This window comes from Streptomyces sp. NPDC044033 (assembly GCF_056434425.1).
Genome location: NZ_JBWKFF010000003.1, coordinates 356,775 through 376,897, shown reverse-complemented (window position 1 = coordinate 376,897; position 20,123 = coordinate 356,775). Strand labels below are relative to the sequence as shown.

Here is a 20,123-nt window from a genome sequence, read left to right as displayed (position 1 = left end):
ACCCCACACCCCCCCCCCCCCCCCCCCCCCCCCCCCCCCCCCCCCCCCCCCCCCCCCCCCCCCCCCGCCGTCATGCCCATTTATTGCCCGGAAGGCCGCTCCGGACCGTGCCCTGAGGCCGCTGTGGGCCGTGTCGGAGGCCGCGCCGGGGCATGCCCGGAGGCAGTGACAGACTGGTGCCGTGCACGCGCCGGCGCCGGGCAGCAGTGACCGCCCCGGGGCCGGCTCTTGTCGAGACTGTCGAATCCGTCGAGAGAGAGATGGCCATCCATGGCGATTGAGGTCGGTACCAAGGCTCCGGAGTTCGAGCTGAAGGACCAGCACGGGCAGAGCGTGAAGCTCTCCGACTTCCGCGGCGAGAAGAACGTCGTCCTGCTCTTCTACCCCTTCGCCTTCACCGGCGTCTGCACCGGCGAGCTGTGCGCACTCCGCGACGAGCTGCCGAAGTTCGTCAACGACGATGTGCAGCTGCTCGCGGTCTCCAATGACTCGCCCTTCTCCCTGCGCGTCTTCGCCGAGCAGGAGGGCCTGGAGTACCCCCTGCTGTCGGATTTCTGGCCGCACGGTGAGGCGAGCCGCGCGTACGGGGTATTCGACGAGGACAAGGGCTGCGCCGTGCGCGGCACCTTCATCATCGACAAGGAGGGCGTCGTGCGCTGGACCATCGTCAACGGCCTCCCCGACGCGCGCGACCTGAACGAGTACGCCAAGGCGCTCGAAACCCTCTGACGCGCACGCTGCGTCGCGGGCGCCGGCGCAAGAGTCTGCAATCGGTGGGAACCGGTCACTAGGATCAAAACGTTGATCGGATGCCATCGCACAACGGGGGCGCAGATCTCGCCGTCCCCCTCGAAACCACTGGAGGACTCGTGGGAGTCAGTCTCAGCAAGGGCGGCAACGTCTCGCTGACCAAGGCAGCCCCCAACCTGACCGCGGTCATCGTCGGTCTGGGCTGGGACGCACGCACCACCACTGGCAACGACTTCGACCTGGACGCCAGCGCCCTGCTGACGAACGACCAGGGCAAGGTCGCCAACGACCAGAACTTCGTCTTCTTCAACAACCTCAAGAGCCCCGACGGCTCCGTCGAGCACACCGGTGACAACCTCACCGGTGAGGGCGAGGGCGACGACGAGGTCATCAACGTGAACCTGGCGGGCGTCCCGGCGGACGTGGCCAAGATCGTGTTCCCGGTCTCCATCTACGAGGCCGAGTCCCGTCAGCAGTCCTTCGGCCAGGTCCGCAACGCCTACATCCGCGTGGTGAACCAGGCCGACGGCAGCGAGCTGGCCCGCTACGACCTCAGCGAGGACGCCTCGACGGAGACCGCCATGGTCTTCGGCGAGCTGTACCGCAACGGCGCGGAGTGGAAGTTCCGCGCCATCGGCCAGGGGTACGCCTCGGGCCTGCGCGGCATCGCGCAGGACTTCGGTGTGAACGTCTGACGTTGTTGCTCGCACCGTTGTGAAGGTGCAACTCGAGGGGGCAGGCCCGTGAGGCCTGCCCCCTCTTGTGTTCGGCGTCTCATGATGAGATGCCGGCTGCCACACACCGGACCCATGCGTGGTCCGGAGAGGGGCTTGACGAACGCTCTGTCGCGCCTGCGAAAGGCGCACCAGCGGCGCAGGAGGTCCCAATCGAGTCCCGGCCTATGTGCCCGATGCGCGCGGCGGCCTGTGAGGCCGTCCCTGGCCGAGATGCGGCCCGGTGAGAGCGGGGCGCAGTACGGATCCACCGGGCCCTGTCGTACAGGCGGCTCGTCATCGTGTGAGTTCCCGGCATGATGAGGGGGCGGACAAAGTGCCGACTGCAGGACACAGTTGGCCTGGGAGCAAGGTTGAACTGAGCTCCGGCACTGGGGGCACACGTCAAAAGAGCCGGGTGCTCCTGTCCGTGCAGGAGCACCCGGAAACGTCCCCTGCGGGGGCGCCCTGGCTTACTTGCTGATATGGCAGCCCTGGGTGCAGACACTGGTAGTGCAGCCGGCGGCGGTGACGCAGCCCGGAGTGCACAGCGAGACGCTGGTGATGCGAGGGCTCATCTGGTCTTCGTCAGCATCCTGAATCTTAGCATTGAGGTCGAAATCAGACATATCTACTCCTTTTGATATGGGGCGTGTGCGTCCTTGGCGGCAGCGGATCGACTGCTCGCCGAGAAATAGAGTGGCAGTCCGGAATCACGTCCTGTTCACGCGGCAGTCACACGGGGATCAGTTGGCGATCGAGGGAAGAGGAAGTTTCTGGAGGGTACGCAATCCCCTTCACGTAAAAGATGTATGCCATCACCGCCAAACTTTTTATTTCTTCAAGTTGGGTGTTGATCCAGTGAAGCTCCTGTGACTAGCATGTAGCAGTCGCGTGACGCGCTCCCCTTCAGGGAACGTTGGTGGACCATCACGTCTGGGATGAAGGCTGGCGCGGCACATCACATGGGGTGGGGGATTTCTGTGGCGGTATCTTTTTTTCGTGCTCCCAGAGCTGAGCTGGGGGAATCGTCGCTTGCGCATCAAAACTTCGACTTGGAAGCTCCGCTGTCAGTGGGCATGCCCGCAGGGCTGAGGGTCAACGTACTCGGTCGCTACGAAATCAACGGCAGCGCGGTGACCAGCAGCAAGGCGATGGAGTTCATTACGGCACTCGCCGCAGCCGGCGGCTCCATGAGTCGTGATGGTCTGCTGCATCGTATCTACGAACGAGAAATATCTGTCTCTACGATTCCCACCCTGGCGTATCGCGCCCGAAGGATTGGGGTGAACGTCCGCTACGAGGCGCTGGGCCGTCGGTATGCGCTGCCCGCGCCGGTCGTGGTCGACGCTCTGGAAGTGTTGAGGCTCTTAAAGGCGAACAAGCCGGCGGACGCATTGATTCTCTACCATGGCCCCTGCCTTCCTGAGTGCAGCAGTCCGTTCGCTGCCGCCTTGCGGCAGTCCATAGAAGACCAGTTGGTCCGTGCTGTACTGGACTCGGGTGATCAGGGGCTGATCAATACAGCCAGCCGATTGATCGACCACTGGGGGCTCGCGGAACCGGCAGCGGCCGGAGGCGACCCGTTGTCCGCCGTCCTGTCCGGGGCATACCTGCGCAGCATGGAACTCGCCGGGGGAGAGCAGCGATGAAGCTGTCGCTGCTGGTCCCGACGGTGCCCGCCATGGTCGAGGAGGCGATCCCGTTTGCGCGCCACGTGATGTACGACTCGCAGCTCACCCGCCTGTGGCAGGGGCAGAGTTATGGACTGGAACCCACAGCGACCTTCGCCTACCTGGCCGGTGCCGGCTACCCCGTCGCCGCCGGGACATGCGTGCTGGTCACTCCCCTGCGGCACCCTGCTCAGGCAGCCTTGGAAGCGCGCACCGTGGCGGCGGTCACCCAGCAGCCGGCCATCGTCGGATATGGCCCGGGGAGCCGGGCAACGCAGGCGGAAAGGCTTGGCGCGGCGTACGGAAGGCCCGTCGAAACCTGCGTGGAGTTCCTGCGTGCCACCCGCACCTGTCTGGCGCAGCGCTGGGACCCGCCGTCGGGGGCGGTCACCTCAGGTACCTCACCCGCGTCCTTCCGTTCCGGTGATTCGTTGCCTCCGGTAGCCCACCCGCGCGTGCACTTGGGGCTGGGCGTACTGCGGCCGAAGATGGGTCGGGCCGCCGGCGAAGTCGCCGACGCCGCCATCACCTGGTTGGCCCCGGCAGGCTACGTACGGGACACCCTGCTGCCGGAAGTGACCCGGGGCGCCGAGTCCACGGGGCGCTCCCGCCCTTCCATGATCGCTGTAGTGCCCGTGGCGGTGGCACGGCCGGGACGCAGTTCCAGCGGCCTGGCGCATTTGGCCGTAGGTGGACATCTCAGGCTCCCGCACTATGCCGACATGCTGGCTCGCGCCGGGGCTGCCCTGCCGGCGAACGACCCCGCTTTGGCCGCACAGGTATTGATCGACAGCGGAGGATTCCTTTATGGCAGCCCGCACGCTGTCGCCGACGGCTTGTCCCGGTACGCGGAAGCCGGCGTCGACGAGGTGATCCTCAATCTGACCGGCGTGTATGCCTGGTACGGCGCGGATGAAGCACTGCTGGATGTCAACGAAATTCTTGCCGCGTCCGCTTGAACGCATTGGTGACTGATTTTCCATGACGAAATATTTAGAATATCAGGTGTCGGCCCGTGCCCTGCTGCGGTCCCCAATTCGATCAACTGATTTCTATCCAGATGAAACTGCTGGTCAAAGCCCGCTCGACTGCATTGATGAACTGTGGCGGGATGGCGCATTTCGAGAGTCAGTCCGTGTGGCCAGTTCCGTACTGGCAGACCAGGTTGATGCATTATTAGATTCCTCCGGAAGGGATGGACTGGAAAGTTCTGGTGCGAGTGGAGTCGGCGGAGAAAGAGGGCGGGAGAGAAGAGTTCGATCTCTCCACCGAAGCTTGGTAAAGTATGCGATAAGGATCTCGACCCGCACCACTCCCTTCGGGATTTTTGGGGGAAGCGCTGTAGTCGGCTTCGGTGATGAGCCACTCGTCCTGGGTCGGCTTGAAGAACACCGGAAAAATGCTCGGGTGGGATTCACTTATCTGAAACAGCTGACCGATTCTGTCATGGCGGCACTCGGCGATCGAATGCGTGTAGTGGCCAACCCGACCGCGCATAGGATTGGCGACCGGGTCGCGGTCATGGTGAATCCCCACGCGACCGATGGAAAAGTCAACCAGACGTCCAACGTCAGATACACGCCCCCGGTGCAGCACGTTCTGGATGCCGCCCATGAGCCGGGCACTCTGTCTGCGCTGCGCGACAGCCTGAGTGAGGCATTCCCGGACGCCCCGGGCGAGACCTTGACCCATTTCCTCGACGGGCTCGTTGACCACGGTCTGCTGATAACAGAGTTGGCCCCGTCGGCGTTCGACATCGACCCGGCCGGACGCTGGATACGCGCGGATCCGGACGCGGACAGCGAGGCTGTGCAGCAGCTCACGGGAGCGCAGACCGCTGTCGCTGCCTACCGTTCGACCGGGATCGGTCAGGGCATCGACGCGTTGAACGCCGCGTACGACGCGCTGCGCACCGATGCCCACGCTCCCCAGGAGCAACTTCAAGTTGACCTGTCCCTGGCGGTGTCGGGGCAGATCCCCGTTCATGTGGCAGCCAAGGCGACAGCCGCCGTCGGCGCGATGTTGCGGATGTCCCTCGTGCCGGTTCGCCTTCCAGAACTGCGGAGCCACGCCGAACGGTTCGTCGACGCCTTCGGCCGGTCCCTCGTTCCGCTGTACCGCGTGTTCGACCCAGTGCAGGGTATTGGCGCTCCCGCCGGTTACCCGTCAGCGCGGCACCGTCCGAGCGACGAAGGGCCCGATGACCGGGAGTGGACGCACGCCGTGCGACGTCTGCGGGCGGCCCTCCTCGACCGTGCGCGTCGCACCGGCGCGAACACTGTGCCCCTCACTCAAACCGATCTTGACGAACTGCCTCCTAATTCTGGTACGCCGCCGACGAGTTACGACGTGTTTTTCCAGCTCGACCAGAGCGAAGGCGATGAAGTGGAGATCACGCTGTCGCCGATCGGGGCAGCTGTCCCTGCGGGCAAGGCCAGCGGCAGGTTCGCCTACGGGGACCCCGCTGTCGAAGCGCACGTACGAGAGTTGACCGGCGCCGAGACGGCCGCCCAGCGTGACGTCATTCTGTGCGAGTTGGACTACATGAGTAATCGGTCTCGGGTGAACAACGTGGTCGTCGCTCCCAGCGTGTACGACCACCAGCTCAAGGTGACGACCGGAACCTTCGACGGCGACGCGTCTCGCCCGAAGCAGATCGCCTTCGCCGACCTGCTCGTCGGGGTCGAGGGCGGTCGGTTCCATCTGGTCCACGGCCCTACGGGGAAGCCGGTGGCGATCCGCACGGCCAATCTCGTGAATCCCGAGATCGCCGCGGACCCCGTCCGATTCCTTCAGGAAATCGCCCTCGACGGCGTCATCAGACCCACCTGGACCTGGGGCGAGGTGGAGCCGCTCATGGACTTTCTGCCCGGGGTGGAATTCGCCGGAGTGCGGCTTGCCCTGCCGACATGGCGCATCCCCCCGCTGTCCGGGGGGCCGGACGAGCAAGACCGGCAGCTCGTGCGGTGGGCGGCCGACACACAGTTGCCGGAGTATGTTTACGCTGGCGAGCTCGATAATCGCCTCCTGCTGCGCCTGTCCGACCGGGTACACCGGGATCTGCTGCGGCGGGAGGCGGCCGACGGCGTGGACCGTGTCTCGGAGGCGCCCAGACCTAGCGGGATGGGCATCGTCCACGACCTCGACGGACGTCGGTACGCCAGCGAAGCCGTCTTCTCAGCCGTCGCCCGGAAACCGGCGCCGGTGCTGCCGTCACCGCCGGCACCGCGCTTCGACGCCACGGCCGACGCCGTACGGAATCTGCGGCCGGGGGCCGAGTGGTGGTACCTACGCATATACGGAGACCGAGAAAACGAGAACGCGACCCTGTCTCGGCTGGCGGAGACCTATGCGGAATCCCCTGACCAGTGGTTCTACATCCGGTACGCGGACCCGGACGACCATCTGCGAATCCGCGTGCGCTCCGACGGTGTGACGTTCGAGCAGGTACGGGAAGTGGTTGACGAGTGCGTTCGAGCCGGCCTTGTCCACCGCTACCACGTCGACTCCTACATACGGGAACTCGAACGGTACGGGGGGCCCGACGCGATGCCTGCAGCCGAGCGGGTCTTCTGCGCCGAGTCCCATCTCCTTGCCGCTGATACTCGATTGTGCGTGGCACCCGAACTGGCGCGCGCAGCGCACCGTATCGGCGGCGAAGAGGATCTCAAGGGCGGCCTCGGCCAAATCCTGAGGGATGCCGCTTACCTGATGGAAGACTATCTCGCGGCCCTGGACCTCCCCGTCCAGGAGGAGCACGATCTGCTCCAGCTCATCACGACTGGCTACCGGACGGAGTTCGCCTCCGCCAGCCCGGCGCTGCGCAACGCGGTCCGCCCTCTGATACGGCAGCCCCCGTCGGGGGCTGCGCTCGCGGCCGGCCCGCGTCTGCGTCACGTACTGACTCCGAAGTTTCGGGAACTGACCGGAGTACTCGCCAAGAGCGACCTCTCGTGGCCGCTGCGCGCCATGACTTTGCAGAGCCTGCTGCACATGTTCGCCAACCGGATGGGGCTGCCCCGGAACCGTGAATATCAAGCGCTGTTCCTCCTCGGCGTGGTCAAGCGATCCCGGGCCCATCAGGGAGAGGCAGGTCGGTCATGACAGTCACACCAAGAATGGCTCCGCCGTCCATAGCTGGACGCACCAGGACCGAGGCGGTGAAAGCCGGTTGGGAAATCCTCCACCGGATCCGCGACTATGAGGGCGAGTTCGCCGACTTGCGTGTGCCTGATCCGCTTACGGCACAGTTGGTCGAGGCCTGGCACCCGCTCAGCACCGATCCGGGCGACTTGGGCCTGGCTCTCGTGTACTCGGCCGCGGACGAGCTCTGTCCCGATGACGGGTGGGATCAGCTCGCGTTCGAGCATGCCCGGCGCATGCTCGACCACTACACCCGAGCCGCGGACCTCGGGGTCGGCCTGGTCAACGGGACCGCGGCCGTCGCCTACGTGCTGCGGGCCCTGTCCCGTGGTGGAGAGCGGTACCAGCGGGCGCTACACGATGTGGAAGCGACCTTGATCACGCGTATCGAGCAACGTCTGGCCACCCTGCCGCCTGCCGGAGGACTCTCCAGCGCGAGCTACGACGTGATCTCCGGGCTCGCCGGTGCCGCGATGTACCTGTTCACCGCGGGCGACGCCGACGAACGCCGTCGTGATGCACTCGATCGGATAGTTGACCGATTCTGCGGTCTGGCCGCCATACCCGCGCCTGCGGGGCTCTGGACACCTCCCAGGAGGATCACGGAGATCGAGCGGACCAGGTCTCCGCACCTGCACGACGGCTATCTCAACCTGGGATTCGCCCACGGGATCGCGGGAGTCGCCTCGATCCTCGGTTCGGCAGCCGCCCGTGGTACCGGCCCGGCCACGCTGCCTAAAACGGCGGCGAGGCTGGGCGAGATGCTCACCGCCTGCCTGGTGGAAACCGACTACGGGCTCGATCTCCCGTATTTCCGGCTGCCCGCCGCCCGACAGCACGAACAGAGCGGGCTCGCGCGATCGGCCTGGTGCTATGGAAATCTCGGCGCGGCGGTCGCGCTCGCCAACTGCGCGCCGGTGGACCCGGCCTTCCTCGATACCGCGATCGAACTTCTCGAGTCGGTCGAGCGCCGCCCGCACGAACTCCGGCAAATCGACAACCCGTCCCTGTGCCATGGCCTCGCCGGGCAGATCAGCGTCCAACGCCACATCTGCGCGGTGGCCCGAACTCACGGTAGGCACTGGGACGGACCCGCGCAGTACACGGTGGAGCAACTCCTGGCCATGACCGACGGTGACATGGTCTTCGGGCTGAGAAACAACAACGTCCCAGGTGCCCAGACGGACTCGCCGGGTTTCCTGACCGGCTCGGGTGGCGCTGCGGTCGCCCTTATCTCCCTGGGCGGCGATCGGCTCACCGCGGCGGAACGCCTCCTGTGCGGAGGCGTCACATGCTGACTGTCTGCGAGATGTCGATGTTCTACCGCAAGGCTGCGGCTCCGCTGTTCAACGAGGTGTGCTTCACCGTGCCGGCCGGGCAGATCGTGCCGGTGCTCGGCGCCAACGGGGCGGGGAAGACCACCCTGCTGAAGATCCTGTGCGGGCTGATCACTCCCACGGCCGGCAGTGTGCAAATCGCCGGCTATGACGTGGCGCGCCGTGCCACGGCAGCTCGGGCGCACCTGGGGGTGTGCCTGTACCCGGAGCGCAGTTTCTACTTCCGGCTGACCTGTGCGCAGAACCTGCGCTATTACGCCTCACTGCGGAATCTCTTCGGCGTTCGGGCGAAGGAGGAGACAGCACGCCTACTCGACCAGGTGGGGCTGGCCGATCACGCAGGAACTCAGTTCATGCGGCTGTCGCTGGGGCAGCGCAAGCGCCTCGGTCTGGCCCGTGCCCTGCTGGGCAGCCCGCCGTTGCTGCTGCTCGATGAGCCGACGGCGAATCTCGACAGCGAGAACGTCGCTCGATTCCACCGCATCATCACCGACTACGCGCACAACAGTGGCTCGGTGCTGTTCTCCACGCACGGAGAGGGTGACGTGGCGAAGGCGACGGATCAGTTTTTGAGTATCGAGAACGGAAACGTGCTGCCTACGTCGCCTCCCGCCACGCCTGACCCCGGCATCCCATCCGATTCTCCCGGCCGGAGAGCAGACCTTCAGGAGTCTCGGTGAATGTCGTCCGGCAGTTCGGTGTTCACGTACTCCAGATCTACTGGGAGCGCCGCTCCTACAGGACGGCCATCGCCCTTGGCACCATCACCTCTCTGGTTTCCCTGGTCCAGTTCCTCCTGATGGGCAAGTTTCTCCAGGACGGGAACACGTTCAACGGCATCGAGGGGTATGGCGGCAACATCATCAGCTTCCTGATGTCCGGGTCCGTGTTCACCGGTTTCGTCGCTGTCAGTCTCGGGGCGTTCAGCAACCACCTCCAGGTCGAGCAGCGAACGGGCACTCTGGAACCGGCGGTGGTGATGCCTGTGCCGCTGACCCGGATCATGCTCTACTCCGGTGCCGTCGGCCTGATCGGCACGACGTTCGGCTCGGTGGTCATGTTCGGCTTCTTTGGAGTGATCTTCAACATCCCGTTGTCGGTGAACCTGCTCGCGACCCTGGCCGTGCTGGCCTTGCTGGTCCTCACACTGGGCAGTTTCGGTCTTGCCGGCTGTGGAGTGTTGCTCATCACCAAGCGCGGTGATCCCGTGCGATGGGGCATCACCATGCTGACCACCTTGCTGTCGGGCGTCATGTATCCGGTCTCGATACTCCCTGGCTGGATCCAGGCCGTGGCGCGGGCGCTTCCTACCACCCAGGCGTTGGACGGGATACGCAAGTCCCTTCTCGTCGACGCCGGCCTGAGTGACGTGGCACCGGCGCTGGGGCACATGGCGATCTGGGCCGCGGTGATGCTGCCTGTCGGGATGGTGGTGTTCGCGGCCGGGATGTCGAGGGCCCGACGGGCTGGTTCGCTCGGCGAATACTGATCCTGCTCAGATCCGGAAACAACTGCTATGCTCTGTAGCATGTCATCGTGGCGAAAGTCTCAACGCCAAGGCCTGGAAGGCTATTTCGGACCCCTTGAGCTGGCGATCTTGGAGGTCATGTGGTCGGCCGGCGCGATGGACGTCGCCGCGTGCGCGCGGCGTCTCGGTAGCGGCCAGGCGTACACCACGGTCAAAACCGTGATGGAGCGCTTGGTCGTCAAGGGGCTGCTGGGGCGGGAGAAGGAGGGTCGCCACTACGTGTACTGGCCTGAGCAGACCCGCCGCGAGGTCGAGCAGAACGTGGCGGCCGAGCAGGTGCGCCGTGTGATGGACGGCTTCGGTGACCTGGCTGTGGCCAACTTCGTCCAGAACGTGAGCGGCGATGCCGATCAGCTCGCCCAGGTGCGCGCCTTGCTGGCCGGCATCGCCGATCTACAGGGTGGTGCCGAGGCCGGGGGGCCCAGCCGGGCGGCGCCGGAGGCCGACGCGTGAGGGCGAGCTGGCTGGGCTACCCCCAGGTGGTGCTCGCCTGGTGGTGTCCGCTGGTCGCGGTCGGCCTGTGGCACCTGCTGCGCCGCCTTTCGGTGCGGTTACCGGCCCGCGAGCGGTTCGTTCTCGCGATGGCTACCGCTGTTACGCCACTCCTGGCGATGGCGGTCCCCTATGTGCCGCACAGTCCGCTGCGCGACGCGTTGCCGTGGCGGGCGCCGATGGCGTGGGGGATCAGCAGTGGGATCACGGATATCGAGAGCCGGCACCCGCTGACGGCCCTCGCGACACAGCTCATGCTCGCCGCCTCGGCGGCTCCTCTGGCCTGTCTGCTGGTGTCGTTCGCCGCCGGGGCTGCCAATGCGGTACGCACGGGACGTGCTGTCGCCCTGCTGGCACCCCAGCAGTGTGGCGACATTTGGATCACAACGGCACCGGGGCAGGCCGCACAGGGGGTGGCGTCCACGGTCGGCCTGCTGCGCCCGCGGATCGTCCTCGGCCCCCAAGTGGTCAAATCTGCCGAGGCGTCAGCGATCATCGAGCACGAGCGCGCCCATGCCAGGGCGCGTCACCCGCTGTGGATCTTCATCGCGACCTGTGTGCTGCGCTCGTGGTGGTGGATCCCCGGCCGTAAGGCGGTGCTTGCCGAGCTGAGGTTGGCCGCCGAGATCTGGGCGGACCAGAGCGCCCGTGAGGCCGATGGCGCCGCGGCCGTGGCCAGGGCGCTGTGTGCGCAGATAGAGGCCATGACCCGCTCGGCTCGCCAGGGCATCACGGCCGAGGGGGTCGGTACCGGGTTCCTCGACCCCGGGGTCGAACTCACCTACCGGGCGCAGGCGCTGGCCCGCCCACCCCGAGTGATCCCGCCCTCGCAGGCTTGGACAGTGCGCGGGGCGGCAGTTGCCGTCGCCGCCGCGGTGGCCCTTCTTCTCTGAGTCGGCCCACCGGCGGTACCGCTCATCGACCAACAAGAAGACGCACGGACCGCACGTCCGTGCGCTCGCAACTGCTACGCCGCATAGCAGGCTTATTTGCTACATGATGTAGCAGAAAGGATTCCGCACTGATGCACCCCACTCGCGACCAGGACTCTTCGCCCCCGGACGCACCTGTGATCGAGACCCGCGGCCTCTCCAAGGCCTTCCGTCACGCAACAGCCGTCGACTCGGTCGACCTCTCGGTGAGTCCGGGGAAGGTCTACGGCCTGCTGGGGCCCAACGGCGCCGGCAAATCCACCACGTTGAAAATGGTCCTCGGCCTCACGCTCCCCACCTCGGGTGAAGTACGGCTGTTCGGCCGGCCCTGGAGTCGGCAAGCCCTGTCCCGCATCGGAGCGAGCGTCGATGGGCCCAGTTTCTACGGCCACTTGTCCGCCAAACAGAACGTGATGATCCACGCCCACCTGCTCGGCTTGCCGGAAACCGAGGCGCACAGAGCCTTGGCCGAAGTCGAACTGGACCCTATGGACCGGAAGAAGGCCAAGAGCTTCTCCACGGGCATGAAGGGCCGTCTGGCGCTGGCGATCGCAATGCTGGGCGATCCCGACGTGCTCATCCTCGACGAACCGCAGAACGGCCTGGACCCGGAGGGCATCGCAGCACTGCGTACGATGCTGCGCCGCTTCACCGCCACCGGACGCGCCGTTGTGCTCTCCAGCCACCTGCTCGGTGAGGTAGCCTCCGTCGCCGATGACATCGGCCTGATCTCGGCGGGACGCCTGCGCTACCAGGGCGCCCTCGCCGACCTCGCTCCGGACGGCGACCTCGAGCGCGCCTACTTCCAGATGGCCGGTGCCGCACACGGAGCCGGAACGGTGACGTCATGACCGGCGGCGCGTTCGCGAAGCCCGCACCGTTACCCGGTCTTTCGGCCGCCCTACAGGCCGAACTCGCTACCTGGCGGCGCAGCGCAGTGGCGTATTTGCCTTTGGGCGGGCTTGCGTTCGCCCTCGTCAGCTCCGCAATGTTCGCCTCGGCCGGCTCGGGCAAGGACTTCAAGGACGTCCTGGGCTATCAGAACCTGTGGGCGATGTTCGTCGGCCCCATGCTCGTGGTGCTGCTGGTGGCCACTGCCACCCGTATCGAGGATGCCGCGCGGGGCGGCGGCACGCGGTGCCGGCCGAATACCCCCCGTCGCCGCAACCTGAGCCGGTTCGTCGCCCTCGCCCTGCGTACGTTGCTGCTCAATCTGCTGGGTGCGGGCGCCCCGATGCTGATTCTCGGCTTGGCCTCGGCGGCTCAGCGCGTCCCAGCGGGCCGCGCTGCCGAGGCCGTCATGGTGCCTTGGCTGTCCCAACTGGGCTTGCTGGCCATACTGTTGTGGCTCGCTCAGCGGGCCCCCTGGGGCGCCGTGCTCGGCGTTGGCTTCATCTGGACGATGCTGTCCGTCGTCACCGCCGAGTCCGGGTCCTGGACGGTCCTGCCGTTCGCCTGGCTCGGCCGGGGGGCGCTGCCGGTGATCGGCACACATGCCAACGGTATGGCCCTGCAAGCCCACTCGGAGCTCGCCGCCGGCTCCCCGTGGCCTCCCACTGTCTTGGGCGCGCTCCTAGCAGTACCGTTCCTCCTGCTGCCCCACTTGCGACTGCCGACCGGCGGGGCAGCCGCCCGCCACCGGACGGCTCCTCCTCCCGCCTCGCCCGCATCGGGCCGGAGCGCGGTCACAGGTGCGACGACGGCGAACGCACCGGCCCGGCCGGGCCGCCCCCGCGTCGTACTCGCCATGGTCAGCACCCTCCGCGGGACCGCGCTGACCTGGCTGTGTCCGACCACACTCGCCCTCATCGCGTTATGGCTGTCCTGGCATACTCCGGACGGGAGCATCCAGTTGTTCACCCTGCTGGTCCTGCCTATCGGGACCCTCGTGCTGAGCCTGGTGGCGTGGGGCGCTGGAAGCCAGGGCTGGCGGGCTGTCGCCTGCCGCACCACGGGAACGTCCGGACCGGCCCTCGCGCTGACCGCCTTCGTCATCGGAGTCGCGGTCACCATGTCCGTCCTCACCGCCCTCGTATACCTCGTCTCGGGGATCCCGGTCGGCCATGCCTGGCCACTCGCTCTTACCAGCACGGTCGTCGGAGCGCTGCTCACCTCCTTCACTCTCTGGCTGAGCATCCGCTTCTCCCCTCCAGCGGCACTGGTGGTGGGGATCATCGGAATCCTCTTCGGTGTCCTCGTCGGCGGCACAACCATGCAGCAAGCCGTGTGGCCGTTCATCCCCTACTCGTGGGCCAACTACCTCGACCTGTATCGGATGGCTTTCACCATCCCCATCAGCGTCGCGGCGACGGCCCTCTTCATCGCAGGCATCACTCGCGCGGCACGAAAGGCAGCGGAAACCTCATGACTTCCACTTCCCCTCTGACTGGGACGCGCTTGCCGGCCTCGGTGGTCACCGCACTGGCCGCAGCTCTGCTGCTCGTCGGCTGCTCGCAGGAGCGAGATGCCATCACCAAGTGGCCGCCGGCCACTCACAACCCTCAGTCCATCAGCGCCCACCAACTCGGCGATGCCTGGCCGATCACGCCGCAGAAGGGGACGGTCTCCTGCGTGAAGACGCGATACAGCGGCTTCGCGATCATCTTCACCACGCCCGAAGGCAAGCAGTACGCGCTCAACAACGTCGCCCACGACGAGAAGGGGCTGCCCAGCGCGGACACCCTCAAGGCATCCTCGAAAACGAAGACCATGTGGCGCTTGCGCACGTTCGGCATGCAGGTTTGCAGCGTCGAACGGGCCAAGCATGTGCAGTCCACCACGCCTTCGACCACCGGCTGAGAACCCCGCCCCTGCCCGGCGTCCTCGGGCGCCGGGCGGCAGCACCGGTCCAGTGTCACTGAGCCCCGTATGGCATCGGAGCGGTCGCCGGCACGGTCAGGTCTCTTCCGGCCACACCAATGCGAACAGCACACCACCGCCGACGACTGAGCGCGTGCAGGTGCTTTGAGATGTCCATAGGAGGTTGGTCACCCCCCCCGCGTCCCCGGAGCGAGGGCCCCGCTGGCTGCGGCCTCGTACCGACAAGGCGCAGGTGGACAATCGCACGCGTCTACGACCGGTCGTGCAGGCTACGTTTCACTCCGGGCACCGGGGTGGTGCACCCTGAAGACAGACGCGCTCGGCGGAGCCGGTGGCGGCATGATAGTGCTGGTTGAAGCAACTTGGATCAACATCGTGCTGATGCTGTACCGGACCGGGTAGCCTCCGATTGCGAATTACGCAGTTCAGAGACGCTCTCGCAGACGTTCGGCGTCAACGTCTGACCAGCCACACCGGCGTCCGGCGCCGCACACCCGCTGCTGCCTTTCGGCAGGAGACCCGGGGCCTTCGAGGAGGCACCCTGGAGGGAGTGCGGCGCCGGACGCGCTAGGACACCCACTGCGGGGAGGAACCAAGACCATGGGCGTAACGCTCGCCAAGGGAGGCAATGTCTCCCTGTCCAAGGCCGCGCCGAACCTCACGAATGTGACCGTCGGGCTCGGCTGGGACGCGCGCTCCACCACCGGCGCGCCCTTCGACCTCGACGCCAGTGCGCTGCTGTGCCAGTCGGGGCGGGTGCTCGGTGATGAGTACTTCATCTTTTACAACAACCTCACCAGCCCCGAGGGCTCCGTCGAGCACACGGGTGACAATCTCACCGGTGAGGGCGAGGGCGACGACGAATCGATTCTGGTGGACCTCTCGAAGGTGCCCGCCAGCTGCGACAAGATCGTTTTCCCGGTCTCGATTCATGAGGCGGATCTGCGCGGTCAGAGCTTCGGCCAGGTCAGCAACGCGTTCATCCGCGTCATCAACCAGGCCGACGGCAGCGAGCTGGCCCGTTACGACCTGAGCGAGGACGCGTCCAGCGAGACGGCGATGATCTTCGGCGAGGTCTACCGGCACAGCGGGGAGTGGAAGTTCCGCGCGGTCGGCCAGGGGTACGCGTCAGGTCTGCGCGGTATCGCTCTAGACTTCGGGGTCAACGTTTCGTAAAGCCGCGCTCGACGCGGGGGAATCCCTCTTAGAGAAGGATTGAGTAGCCAGTGCTCCTCAGAACATTCGGCTGGTCGTTCGGCATCACAGCCGCCGGCCTCGCCTTGGCCGGCTTGCTCTGGGGGTGGCAGGGGCTGGCGGTAGTCGCGATCCTCTCCGTCCTGGAGATCTCGCTCTCGTTCGACAACGCGGTCATCAACGCCGGCATCCTGCGGAAGATGAGCCCGTTCTGGCAGAAGATGTTCCTCACCGTCGGCATTCTGATCGCCGTCTTCGGTATGAGGCTCGTCTTCCCGGTGGTCATCGTGGCCATCACCGCCAAACTGAGCCCCATCGAAGCGGTCAATGTCGCGATCAACGACCACGACCGCTACGAGGCCCTGGTCACCAGCGCCCACCCGGCGATCGCCTCGTTCGGCGGAATGTTCCTGCTGATGATCTTCCTGGACTTCATTCTGGAGGACCGGGACATCCAGTGGCTGCGCTGGCTGGAGAAGCCGCTCGCCAAGCTGGGCAAGCTCGACACCCTCTCCGTCGTCGTGGCCATGGTCGTGCTGATGATCTCGGCCACCACCTTCGCCACCGCGGTGCCCGTGCACAACGGCCACGGCACGCTCGACAAGGGCGCGACCGTACTGCTCGCCGGCATCGGCGGCCTGGTCACCTATCTGATCGTCGGCGGCATCTCCGGCTTCTTCGAGAACCGGCTCGAAGACATGGAGGAGGACGCGGAGGACGCGGAGGACGCGGAGGAAGGGGCGGAGGCAGCGCCCGCCGCCAAGAAGAACGGCGAGCCCTCCGTCGTCGGGCTCGTCGGCAAGGCCGCCTTCTTCATGTTCCTCTACCTTGAGGTCATCGACGCCTCCTTCTCCTTCGACGGCGTCATCGGCGCGTTCGCCGTCACCAACGACATCTTCGAGCTGGCGCTGGGCCTCGGCATCGGCGCGATGTACATCCGGTCGCTCACCGTCTACCTCGTCCGCAAGGGCACCCTGGACGACTACGTGTACCTGGAGCACGGCGCGCACTACGCGATCGGCGCGCTCGCCGTCATCCTGCTCATCACGATCAAGTACGAGATCAACGAGGTCATCACCGGCCTCGTCGGCGTGGTACTGATCGCCGCCTCCTTCTGGTCCTCGCTGGTCAGAAACCGGCGGGTGGAGGCCATGGGAGAAAACTCCGAGAACAAGGCCGAGGTCACCTCCGGAGTGTGACGAAGGTAAGTTTGAGGAACGCTCTGAGCGGGGCGGTCGCGAGGTCCAACCTCCCGGCCGCCCCGCGGCAGTTGGCCCGAGCGGGGTGAGAGGTGGGTGTGCATTCTGTGGCATTCTGGAGCGGTTTCTTCAGCAACTGGAGCGGGGCGGCGCAGCAGTTCGACAGCGGCAGCGCGTCCGGTGCCGTCGAACTGACCAAGCGTCATCCCTCGGTCTCACTGACCAAGCAAGGAGCCCTCACCGGCAACCTGCGGGTCAACCTGTCCTGGCGGATGCGGACCTCCGACTTCGACGAGAAGGTCAGCAGGGGCGGTGGCGGCGGGATACGCCACCCCTTCGGCAAGTTCAGGCCGGAGGTCGTCCAGTCGCAGGGCCCCGCCGTCGTCAACGTCGACCTCGACCTCGCCTGCATGTACGAGCTCACGGACGGCACCAAGGGCGTCGTACAGCCGCTCGGCAACTTCCTCGGCAGCCTGAACACCGCGCCGTACGTGCAGCTCAGCGGCGACGACCGGTTCGGCTCGCCGTCGGGCGAGACGATCTACGTCAACATGGACCACCACGAGGACATCAAGCGGCTGCTGATCTTCGTCTACATCTACGACGGCACACCCGCCTTCGACCGTACGCACGCCATGGTCACCCTCTACCCGGGCAATGGCCCCCGGGTGGAGATCTCGCTCGCCGAGCGAGCGCCGCAGGCCCGCTCCTGCGCCGTGGCGATGCTGGAGAACAACAAGGGCGAGATCACCCTGCGCCGCGAGGTGAAGTACGTGTACGGCTTCCAGGCGGAGCTGGACCGGCTCTACGGCTGGGGGCTCCAGTGGGGCCGGGGGTTCAAGTCCAGGGTGTGAGCGCAGGCCCCCTCCCGAGCCCGCACCGCTAGCGGTTCTGGAACTGCGGTCCCTGCGGCGGCAGCCGGAAGGCCGGGTCGGGCAGCGGTTGGTACTGCGGGTACCCGTACGCCGGCTGCGGTGGCGGCGGATAGCCGTAGGCGGCCGCGGGCGGGGCGACAGGCTGCGGCGGGACCGTGGGCGGCGGCGGATAGCCGTAGCCCGCGCCCGGCCGCGGCGGGTCCTGCGGCGCGCCGTCCGCCGCCGGGGCCGGAGCCGGCATCGGGCCGGCCCCGGCGGCCGGCGGCCGGGCGGGGACCGGCGGCGGTTCCGAGGCCGGCTCGTGCCCGGGCCGGGCCGGGGCCTCGGCGGCGGACGGCGCGGCCGGGCCGTCCTCGGCGGGGGCGTCGGTCTCGTCCACCGAGATGCCGAACTCCGTGGCCAGCTGGATCAGCCCCGATTCGTACCCCTGCCCCAGCGCCCGGAACTTCCAGCCGTCCCCGCGCCGGTACAGCTCACCGCAGATCATCGCGGTCTCGTCGCCCGTCTCGGGCTGCACCTCGAAGCGGGCGACCGGCTCGCCGCCCTCCTCGGCCGCCGAGTCGTACAGCAGGACGCACAGGTCCCGTACGAGCCCGAAGGCGCCGCCGTCCGAGGACGCGGCCAGCACCACCCGGTCCACCGAGGCGTCCAGCGCCGCCAAGTCCGTCTCGACCGTGTCCGTCAGCCCCTCCGGCAGCCGCTTCTTCGGCAGGTGCCGCACCAGGCCGGACGGGTGCCGGGGCTGGTTGTAGAAGACGAAGTCCTCGTCCGAGCGCACGCGCCCCTCATCGCCGATCAACAGGGCGGAGGCGTCCACGTCCGGGACGCCCGGGCCGGGGGTCCAGCGCAGTACGGTCCGTACGGCCTGGGCCTCCAGCGGGATGTTCGACCCCTTCAGCATCGCGTGCGTCATGCCCGTCATCCTGCCTGCTGGGTCCGCGCGGGGACAACGCAGGGGCACCGCCGGTCGGCTGGACCTGCCCGTGCGGACTCGCCCGCGCGGACCTTCGCGCAGACGCGTGGGGCCGGGGGTTCGGCTGGGATCGCGAGGTATGGACCCGTGTGCCCTGGGCGGACCCGCGTGCCCAGTACGGACCCGGTGCCCAATACGACCCGCGCGCATCCGGGAGGGCGTGGCGCGGCCCCGCAGGCGCCGGGGGGACGCACCGGGCGCCGGGAACTCTCGCCCCACCGCCGGACGTACGATAATCGGCCATGCTTCCGGACCGGACGGGTCGAGGGAGGGCCGCCGCGCGACGGAGAGAACGATGAGGCATTTCGGATATCTGGCACCCGAGGAACGTGAGGCCCTGTTCCACCGGGAGCCCGGCGAATTCACCGCCGCCTCCCCGGCCCGTACGCTCGCCACCGCCCTCGGAGCCACGCTCTACAGCCCCGCCACCCGGCCCCGCCTCGCCGACGACATCCTCAGACAGGCAGGCCGGGGCGTGGTCTCCATGGTGCTCTGCCTGGAGGACTCCATCGACGACGCGGACGTGCCGGGCGCCGAGGAGAACCTGGTGCGGCAGTTCGCCGACCTCGCCGGGCGCGGCGCGGACGCGAGCCTGCCGCTCCTGTTCATCCGGGTCCGCACGCCCCGCCAGATACCCGACCTGACGCGCCGGCTCGGCCGCGCCGGGCGGCTGCTCACCGGCTTCGTGCTGCCCAAGTTCACCGAGGAGCGCGGCGTCCCCTTCCTGGAGGCGACGCTGGCCGCCGAGAGCGGCTGCGGGCGGCGGCTCTTCACCATGCCCGTACTCGAATCGCCCGAACTGCTCCACCTGGAGACCCGCACCGAGACGCTCGCCGGCATCGCCCGCACCATCGACAAATACCGCGACCGGGTGCTCGCCCTGCGGCTCGGCGTCACGGACTTCTGCTCCGCGTACGGGCTGCGCCGTTCGCCCGACATGACCGCGTACGACGTCCAGCTCGTGGCCTCCGTCATCGCGGACGTCGTCAACGTCCTCGGCCGCGCCGACGGCACGGGCTTCACGGTCACCGGGCCCGTATGGGAGTACTTCCGCCAGCACGAGCGGATGTTCAAACCGCAGCTGCGCCGCAGCCCGTTCGCCGGTTCGGCCGAGGCGCTGCGCACCGCCCTCATCGAGCACGACATCGACGGACTGCTGCGGGAGATCGAGCTCGACCGGGCCAACGGCCTCCAGGGCAAGACTTGCATACACCCCTCGCACGTCGCGCCCGTGCACGCGCTGTCCGTCGTCAGCCACGAGGAGTTCAGCGACGCCGAGGACATCCTGCGGCCCGGCCGCGACGGCGGCGGAGTGCTGCGGTCCGCCTACACCAACAAGATGAACGAGGTGAAGCCGCACCGGGCCTGGGCCGAGCGGACCATGCTGCGCGCCGAGGTCTTCGGCGTCGCACGGGAGGACGTCAGCTTCGTGGAGCTGCTGGCGGCAGGGCTGCGGACCGCGTGAACGAGCGCGGCAGCGACGAGAGAGCGGAG

The 20,123-nt window shown here is 67.2% G+C and carries 19 protein-coding genes; 17 read left to right on the top strand and 2 right to left on the bottom strand.

The genetic code is table 11. From position 1 onward, the window contains the following. The first annotated feature begins 270 nt into the window (after positions 1-270). Together AC07AB_RS09115 and AC07AB_RS09110 are read left to right on the top strand one after the other, a co-directional pair. Entirely contained in the window at positions 271-729 is a 459-nt protein-coding gene (locus tag AC07AB_RS09115) for a peroxiredoxin (RefSeq protein WP_478562476.1), read from the top strand. Between the two features lie 140 nt (positions 730-869). Further along, positions 870-1,445 (top strand): TerD family protein, encoded by a 576-nt coding sequence (locus AC07AB_RS09110; protein ID WP_363229579.1) that lies wholly within the window; start codon positions 870-872, stop codon positions 1,443-1,445. 491 nt (positions 1,446-1,936) lie between these two features. Here the strand turns inward: AC07AB_RS09110 and AC07AB_RS09105 are convergent, their stop codons facing one another. Next, entirely contained in the window at positions 1,937-2,092 is a 156-nt protein-coding gene (locus AC07AB_RS09105; RefSeq protein WP_478562473.1) for a gallidermin/nisin family lantibiotic, read from the bottom strand. 426 nt (positions 2,093-2,518) lie between these two features. Between AC07AB_RS09105 and AC07AB_RS09100 the strand changes: the two genes are divergently transcribed. The 14 genes from AC07AB_RS09100 to AC07AB_RS09035 all read left to right on the top strand — a co-directional run bounded on the left by AC07AB_RS09100 (position 2,519) and on the right by AC07AB_RS09035 (position 17,635). After that, complete coding sequence (locus tag AC07AB_RS09100) at positions 2,519-3,115, top strand: hypothetical protein (RefSeq protein ID WP_478562470.1); 597 nt, start codon at positions 2,519-2,521, stop codon at positions 3,113-3,115. Beyond that, positions 3,112-4,095 carry an LLM class flavin-dependent oxidoreductase gene (locus AC07AB_RS09095; protein WP_478562467.1) on the top strand — a complete coding sequence of 328 codons (984 nt, stop codon included), beginning with the start codon at positions 3,112-3,114 and terminating at the stop codon, positions 4,093-4,095. Before AC07AB_RS09100 ends, AC07AB_RS09095 begins: the two co-directional genes overlap by 4 nt. 22 nt (positions 4,096-4,117) lie before the next feature. After that, the gene (locus AC07AB_RS09090; RefSeq protein WP_478562464.1) at positions 4,118-7,240 is read left to right on the top strand and encodes a lantibiotic dehydratase; all 3,123 of its coding nucleotides are present in this window, start codon (positions 4,118-4,120) and stop codon (positions 7,238-7,240) included. Positions 7,241-7,296: 56 nt separating this feature from the next. Further along, positions 7,297-8,577 carry a lanthionine synthetase C family protein gene (locus AC07AB_RS09085; RefSeq protein WP_478562461.1) on the top strand — a complete coding sequence of 427 codons (1,281 nt, stop codon included), beginning with the start codon at positions 7,297-7,299 and terminating at the stop codon, positions 8,575-8,577. Next, positions 8,571-9,296, top strand: coding sequence for a heme ABC exporter ATP-binding protein CcmA (ccmA, locus tag AC07AB_RS09080; protein ID WP_478562458.1), 726 nt, complete (start codon positions 8,571-8,573; stop codon positions 9,294-9,296). Before AC07AB_RS09085 ends, ccmA begins: the two co-directional genes overlap by 7 nt. After that, positions 9,293-10,105 (top strand): ABC transporter permease, encoded by an 813-nt coding sequence (locus AC07AB_RS09075; RefSeq protein ID WP_478562456.1) that lies wholly within the window; start codon positions 9,293-9,295, stop codon positions 10,103-10,105. Before ccmA ends, AC07AB_RS09075 begins: the two co-directional genes overlap by 4 nt. Positions 10,106-10,144: 39 nt before the next feature. Beyond that, entirely contained in the window at positions 10,145-10,597 is a 453-nt protein-coding gene (locus AC07AB_RS09070) for a BlaI/MecI/CopY family transcriptional regulator (RefSeq protein WP_478562453.1), read from the top strand. Next, complete coding sequence (locus AC07AB_RS09065; RefSeq protein WP_478562450.1) at positions 10,594-11,529, top strand: M48 family metalloprotease; 936 nt, start codon at positions 10,594-10,596, stop codon at positions 11,527-11,529. Before AC07AB_RS09070 ends, AC07AB_RS09065 begins: the two co-directional genes overlap by 4 nt. A 176-nt stretch (positions 11,530-11,705) precedes the next feature. Further along, positions 11,706-12,419 (top strand): ABC transporter ATP-binding protein, encoded by a 714-nt coding sequence (locus AC07AB_RS09060; protein WP_478562448.1) that lies wholly within the window; start codon positions 11,706-11,708, stop codon positions 12,417-12,419. Between the two features lie 137 nt (positions 12,420-12,556). Further along, on the top strand, positions 12,557-13,936 hold the full coding sequence (locus AC07AB_RS09055) for an ABC-2 family transporter permease (RefSeq protein WP_478562445.1): 1,380 nt from the start codon (positions 12,557-12,559) through the stop codon (positions 13,934-13,936). Then, the gene (locus AC07AB_RS09050; RefSeq protein WP_478562442.1) at positions 13,933-14,367 is read left to right on the top strand and encodes a hypothetical protein; all 435 of its coding nucleotides are present in this window, start codon (positions 13,933-13,935) and stop codon (positions 14,365-14,367) included. The genes AC07AB_RS09055 and AC07AB_RS09050 overlap by 4 nt, the downstream gene beginning before the upstream one ends. A gap of 621 nt (positions 14,368-14,988) precedes the next feature. Next, positions 14,989-15,564 carry a TerD family protein gene (locus tag AC07AB_RS09045; protein ID WP_478562439.1) on the top strand — a complete coding sequence of 192 codons (576 nt, stop codon included), beginning with the start codon at positions 14,989-14,991 and terminating at the stop codon, positions 15,562-15,564. A 50-nt stretch (positions 15,565-15,614) separates the two neighbouring features. Beyond that, positions 15,615-16,781, top strand: a complete 1,167-nt coding sequence (locus tag AC07AB_RS09040) for a DUF475 domain-containing protein (protein WP_478562436.1) — start codon at positions 15,615-15,617, stop codon at positions 16,779-16,781. 107 nt (positions 16,782-16,888) lie between these two features. Next, a complete protein-coding gene (locus AC07AB_RS09035) occupies positions 16,889-17,635 on the top strand; it encodes a TerD family protein (RefSeq protein WP_478562659.1) in 747 nt (248 codons plus the stop codon). Between the two features lie 28 nt (positions 17,636-17,663). On the opposite strand, the gene AC07AB_RS09030 is transcribed toward AC07AB_RS09035, so the two are convergent. Continuing rightward, a complete protein-coding gene (locus AC07AB_RS09030) occupies positions 17,664-18,569 on the bottom strand; it encodes a TerD family protein (RefSeq protein WP_478562433.1) in 906 nt (301 codons plus the stop codon). Positions 18,570-18,924: 355 nt separating this feature from the next. Here AC07AB_RS09030 and AC07AB_RS09025 point away from each other — a divergent pair, with 355 nt between their 5' ends. Then, positions 18,925-20,094 (top strand): HpcH/HpaI aldolase/citrate lyase family protein, encoded by a 1,170-nt coding sequence (locus AC07AB_RS09025; protein ID WP_478562430.1) that lies wholly within the window; start codon positions 18,925-18,927, stop codon positions 20,092-20,094. Positions 20,095-20,123 lie beyond the last annotated feature (29 nt).

What these genes read in the sequence shown, in the direction of transcription:
- AC07AB_RS09115 (WP_478562476.1), top strand. Translation starts at nt 271, where the DNA reads ATGGCGATTGAGGTCGGTACCAAGGCTCCGGAGTTCGAGCTGAAGGAC.
- AC07AB_RS09105 (WP_478562473.1), bottom strand. Translation starts at nt 2,092, where the DNA reads ATGTCTGATTTCGACCTCAATGCTAAGATTCAGGATGCTGACGAAGAC.
- AC07AB_RS09095 (WP_478562467.1), top strand. Translation starts at nt 3,112, where the DNA reads ATGAAGCTGTCGCTGCTGGTCCCGACGGTGCCCGCCATGGTCGAGGAG.
- AC07AB_RS09090 (WP_478562464.1), top strand. Translation starts at nt 4,118, where the DNA reads ATGACGAAATATTTAGAATATCAGGTGTCGGCCCGTGCCCTGCTGCGG.
- ccmA (WP_478562458.1), top strand. Translation starts at nt 8,571, where the DNA reads ATGCTGACTGTCTGCGAGATGTCGATGTTCTACCGCAAGGCTGCGGCT.
- AC07AB_RS09070 (WP_478562453.1), top strand. Translation starts at nt 10,145, where the DNA reads ATGTCATCGTGGCGAAAGTCTCAACGCCAAGGCCTGGAAGGCTATTTC.
- AC07AB_RS09055 (WP_478562445.1), top strand. Translation starts at nt 12,557, where the DNA reads ATGTTCGCCTCGGCCGGCTCGGGCAAGGACTTCAAGGACGTCCTGGGC.
- AC07AB_RS09050 (WP_478562442.1), top strand. Translation starts at nt 13,933, where the DNA reads ATGACTTCCACTTCCCCTCTGACTGGGACGCGCTTGCCGGCCTCGGTG.
- AC07AB_RS09045 (WP_478562439.1), top strand. Translation starts at nt 14,989, where the DNA reads ATGGGCGTAACGCTCGCCAAGGGAGGCAATGTCTCCCTGTCCAAGGCC.
- AC07AB_RS09030 (WP_478562433.1), bottom strand. Translation starts at nt 18,569, where the DNA reads ATGACGCACGCGATGCTGAAGGGGTCGAACATCCCGCTGGAGGCCCAG.
- AC07AB_RS09025 (WP_478562430.1), top strand. Translation starts at nt 18,925, where the DNA reads ATGAGGCATTTCGGATATCTGGCACCCGAGGAACGTGAGGCCCTGTTC.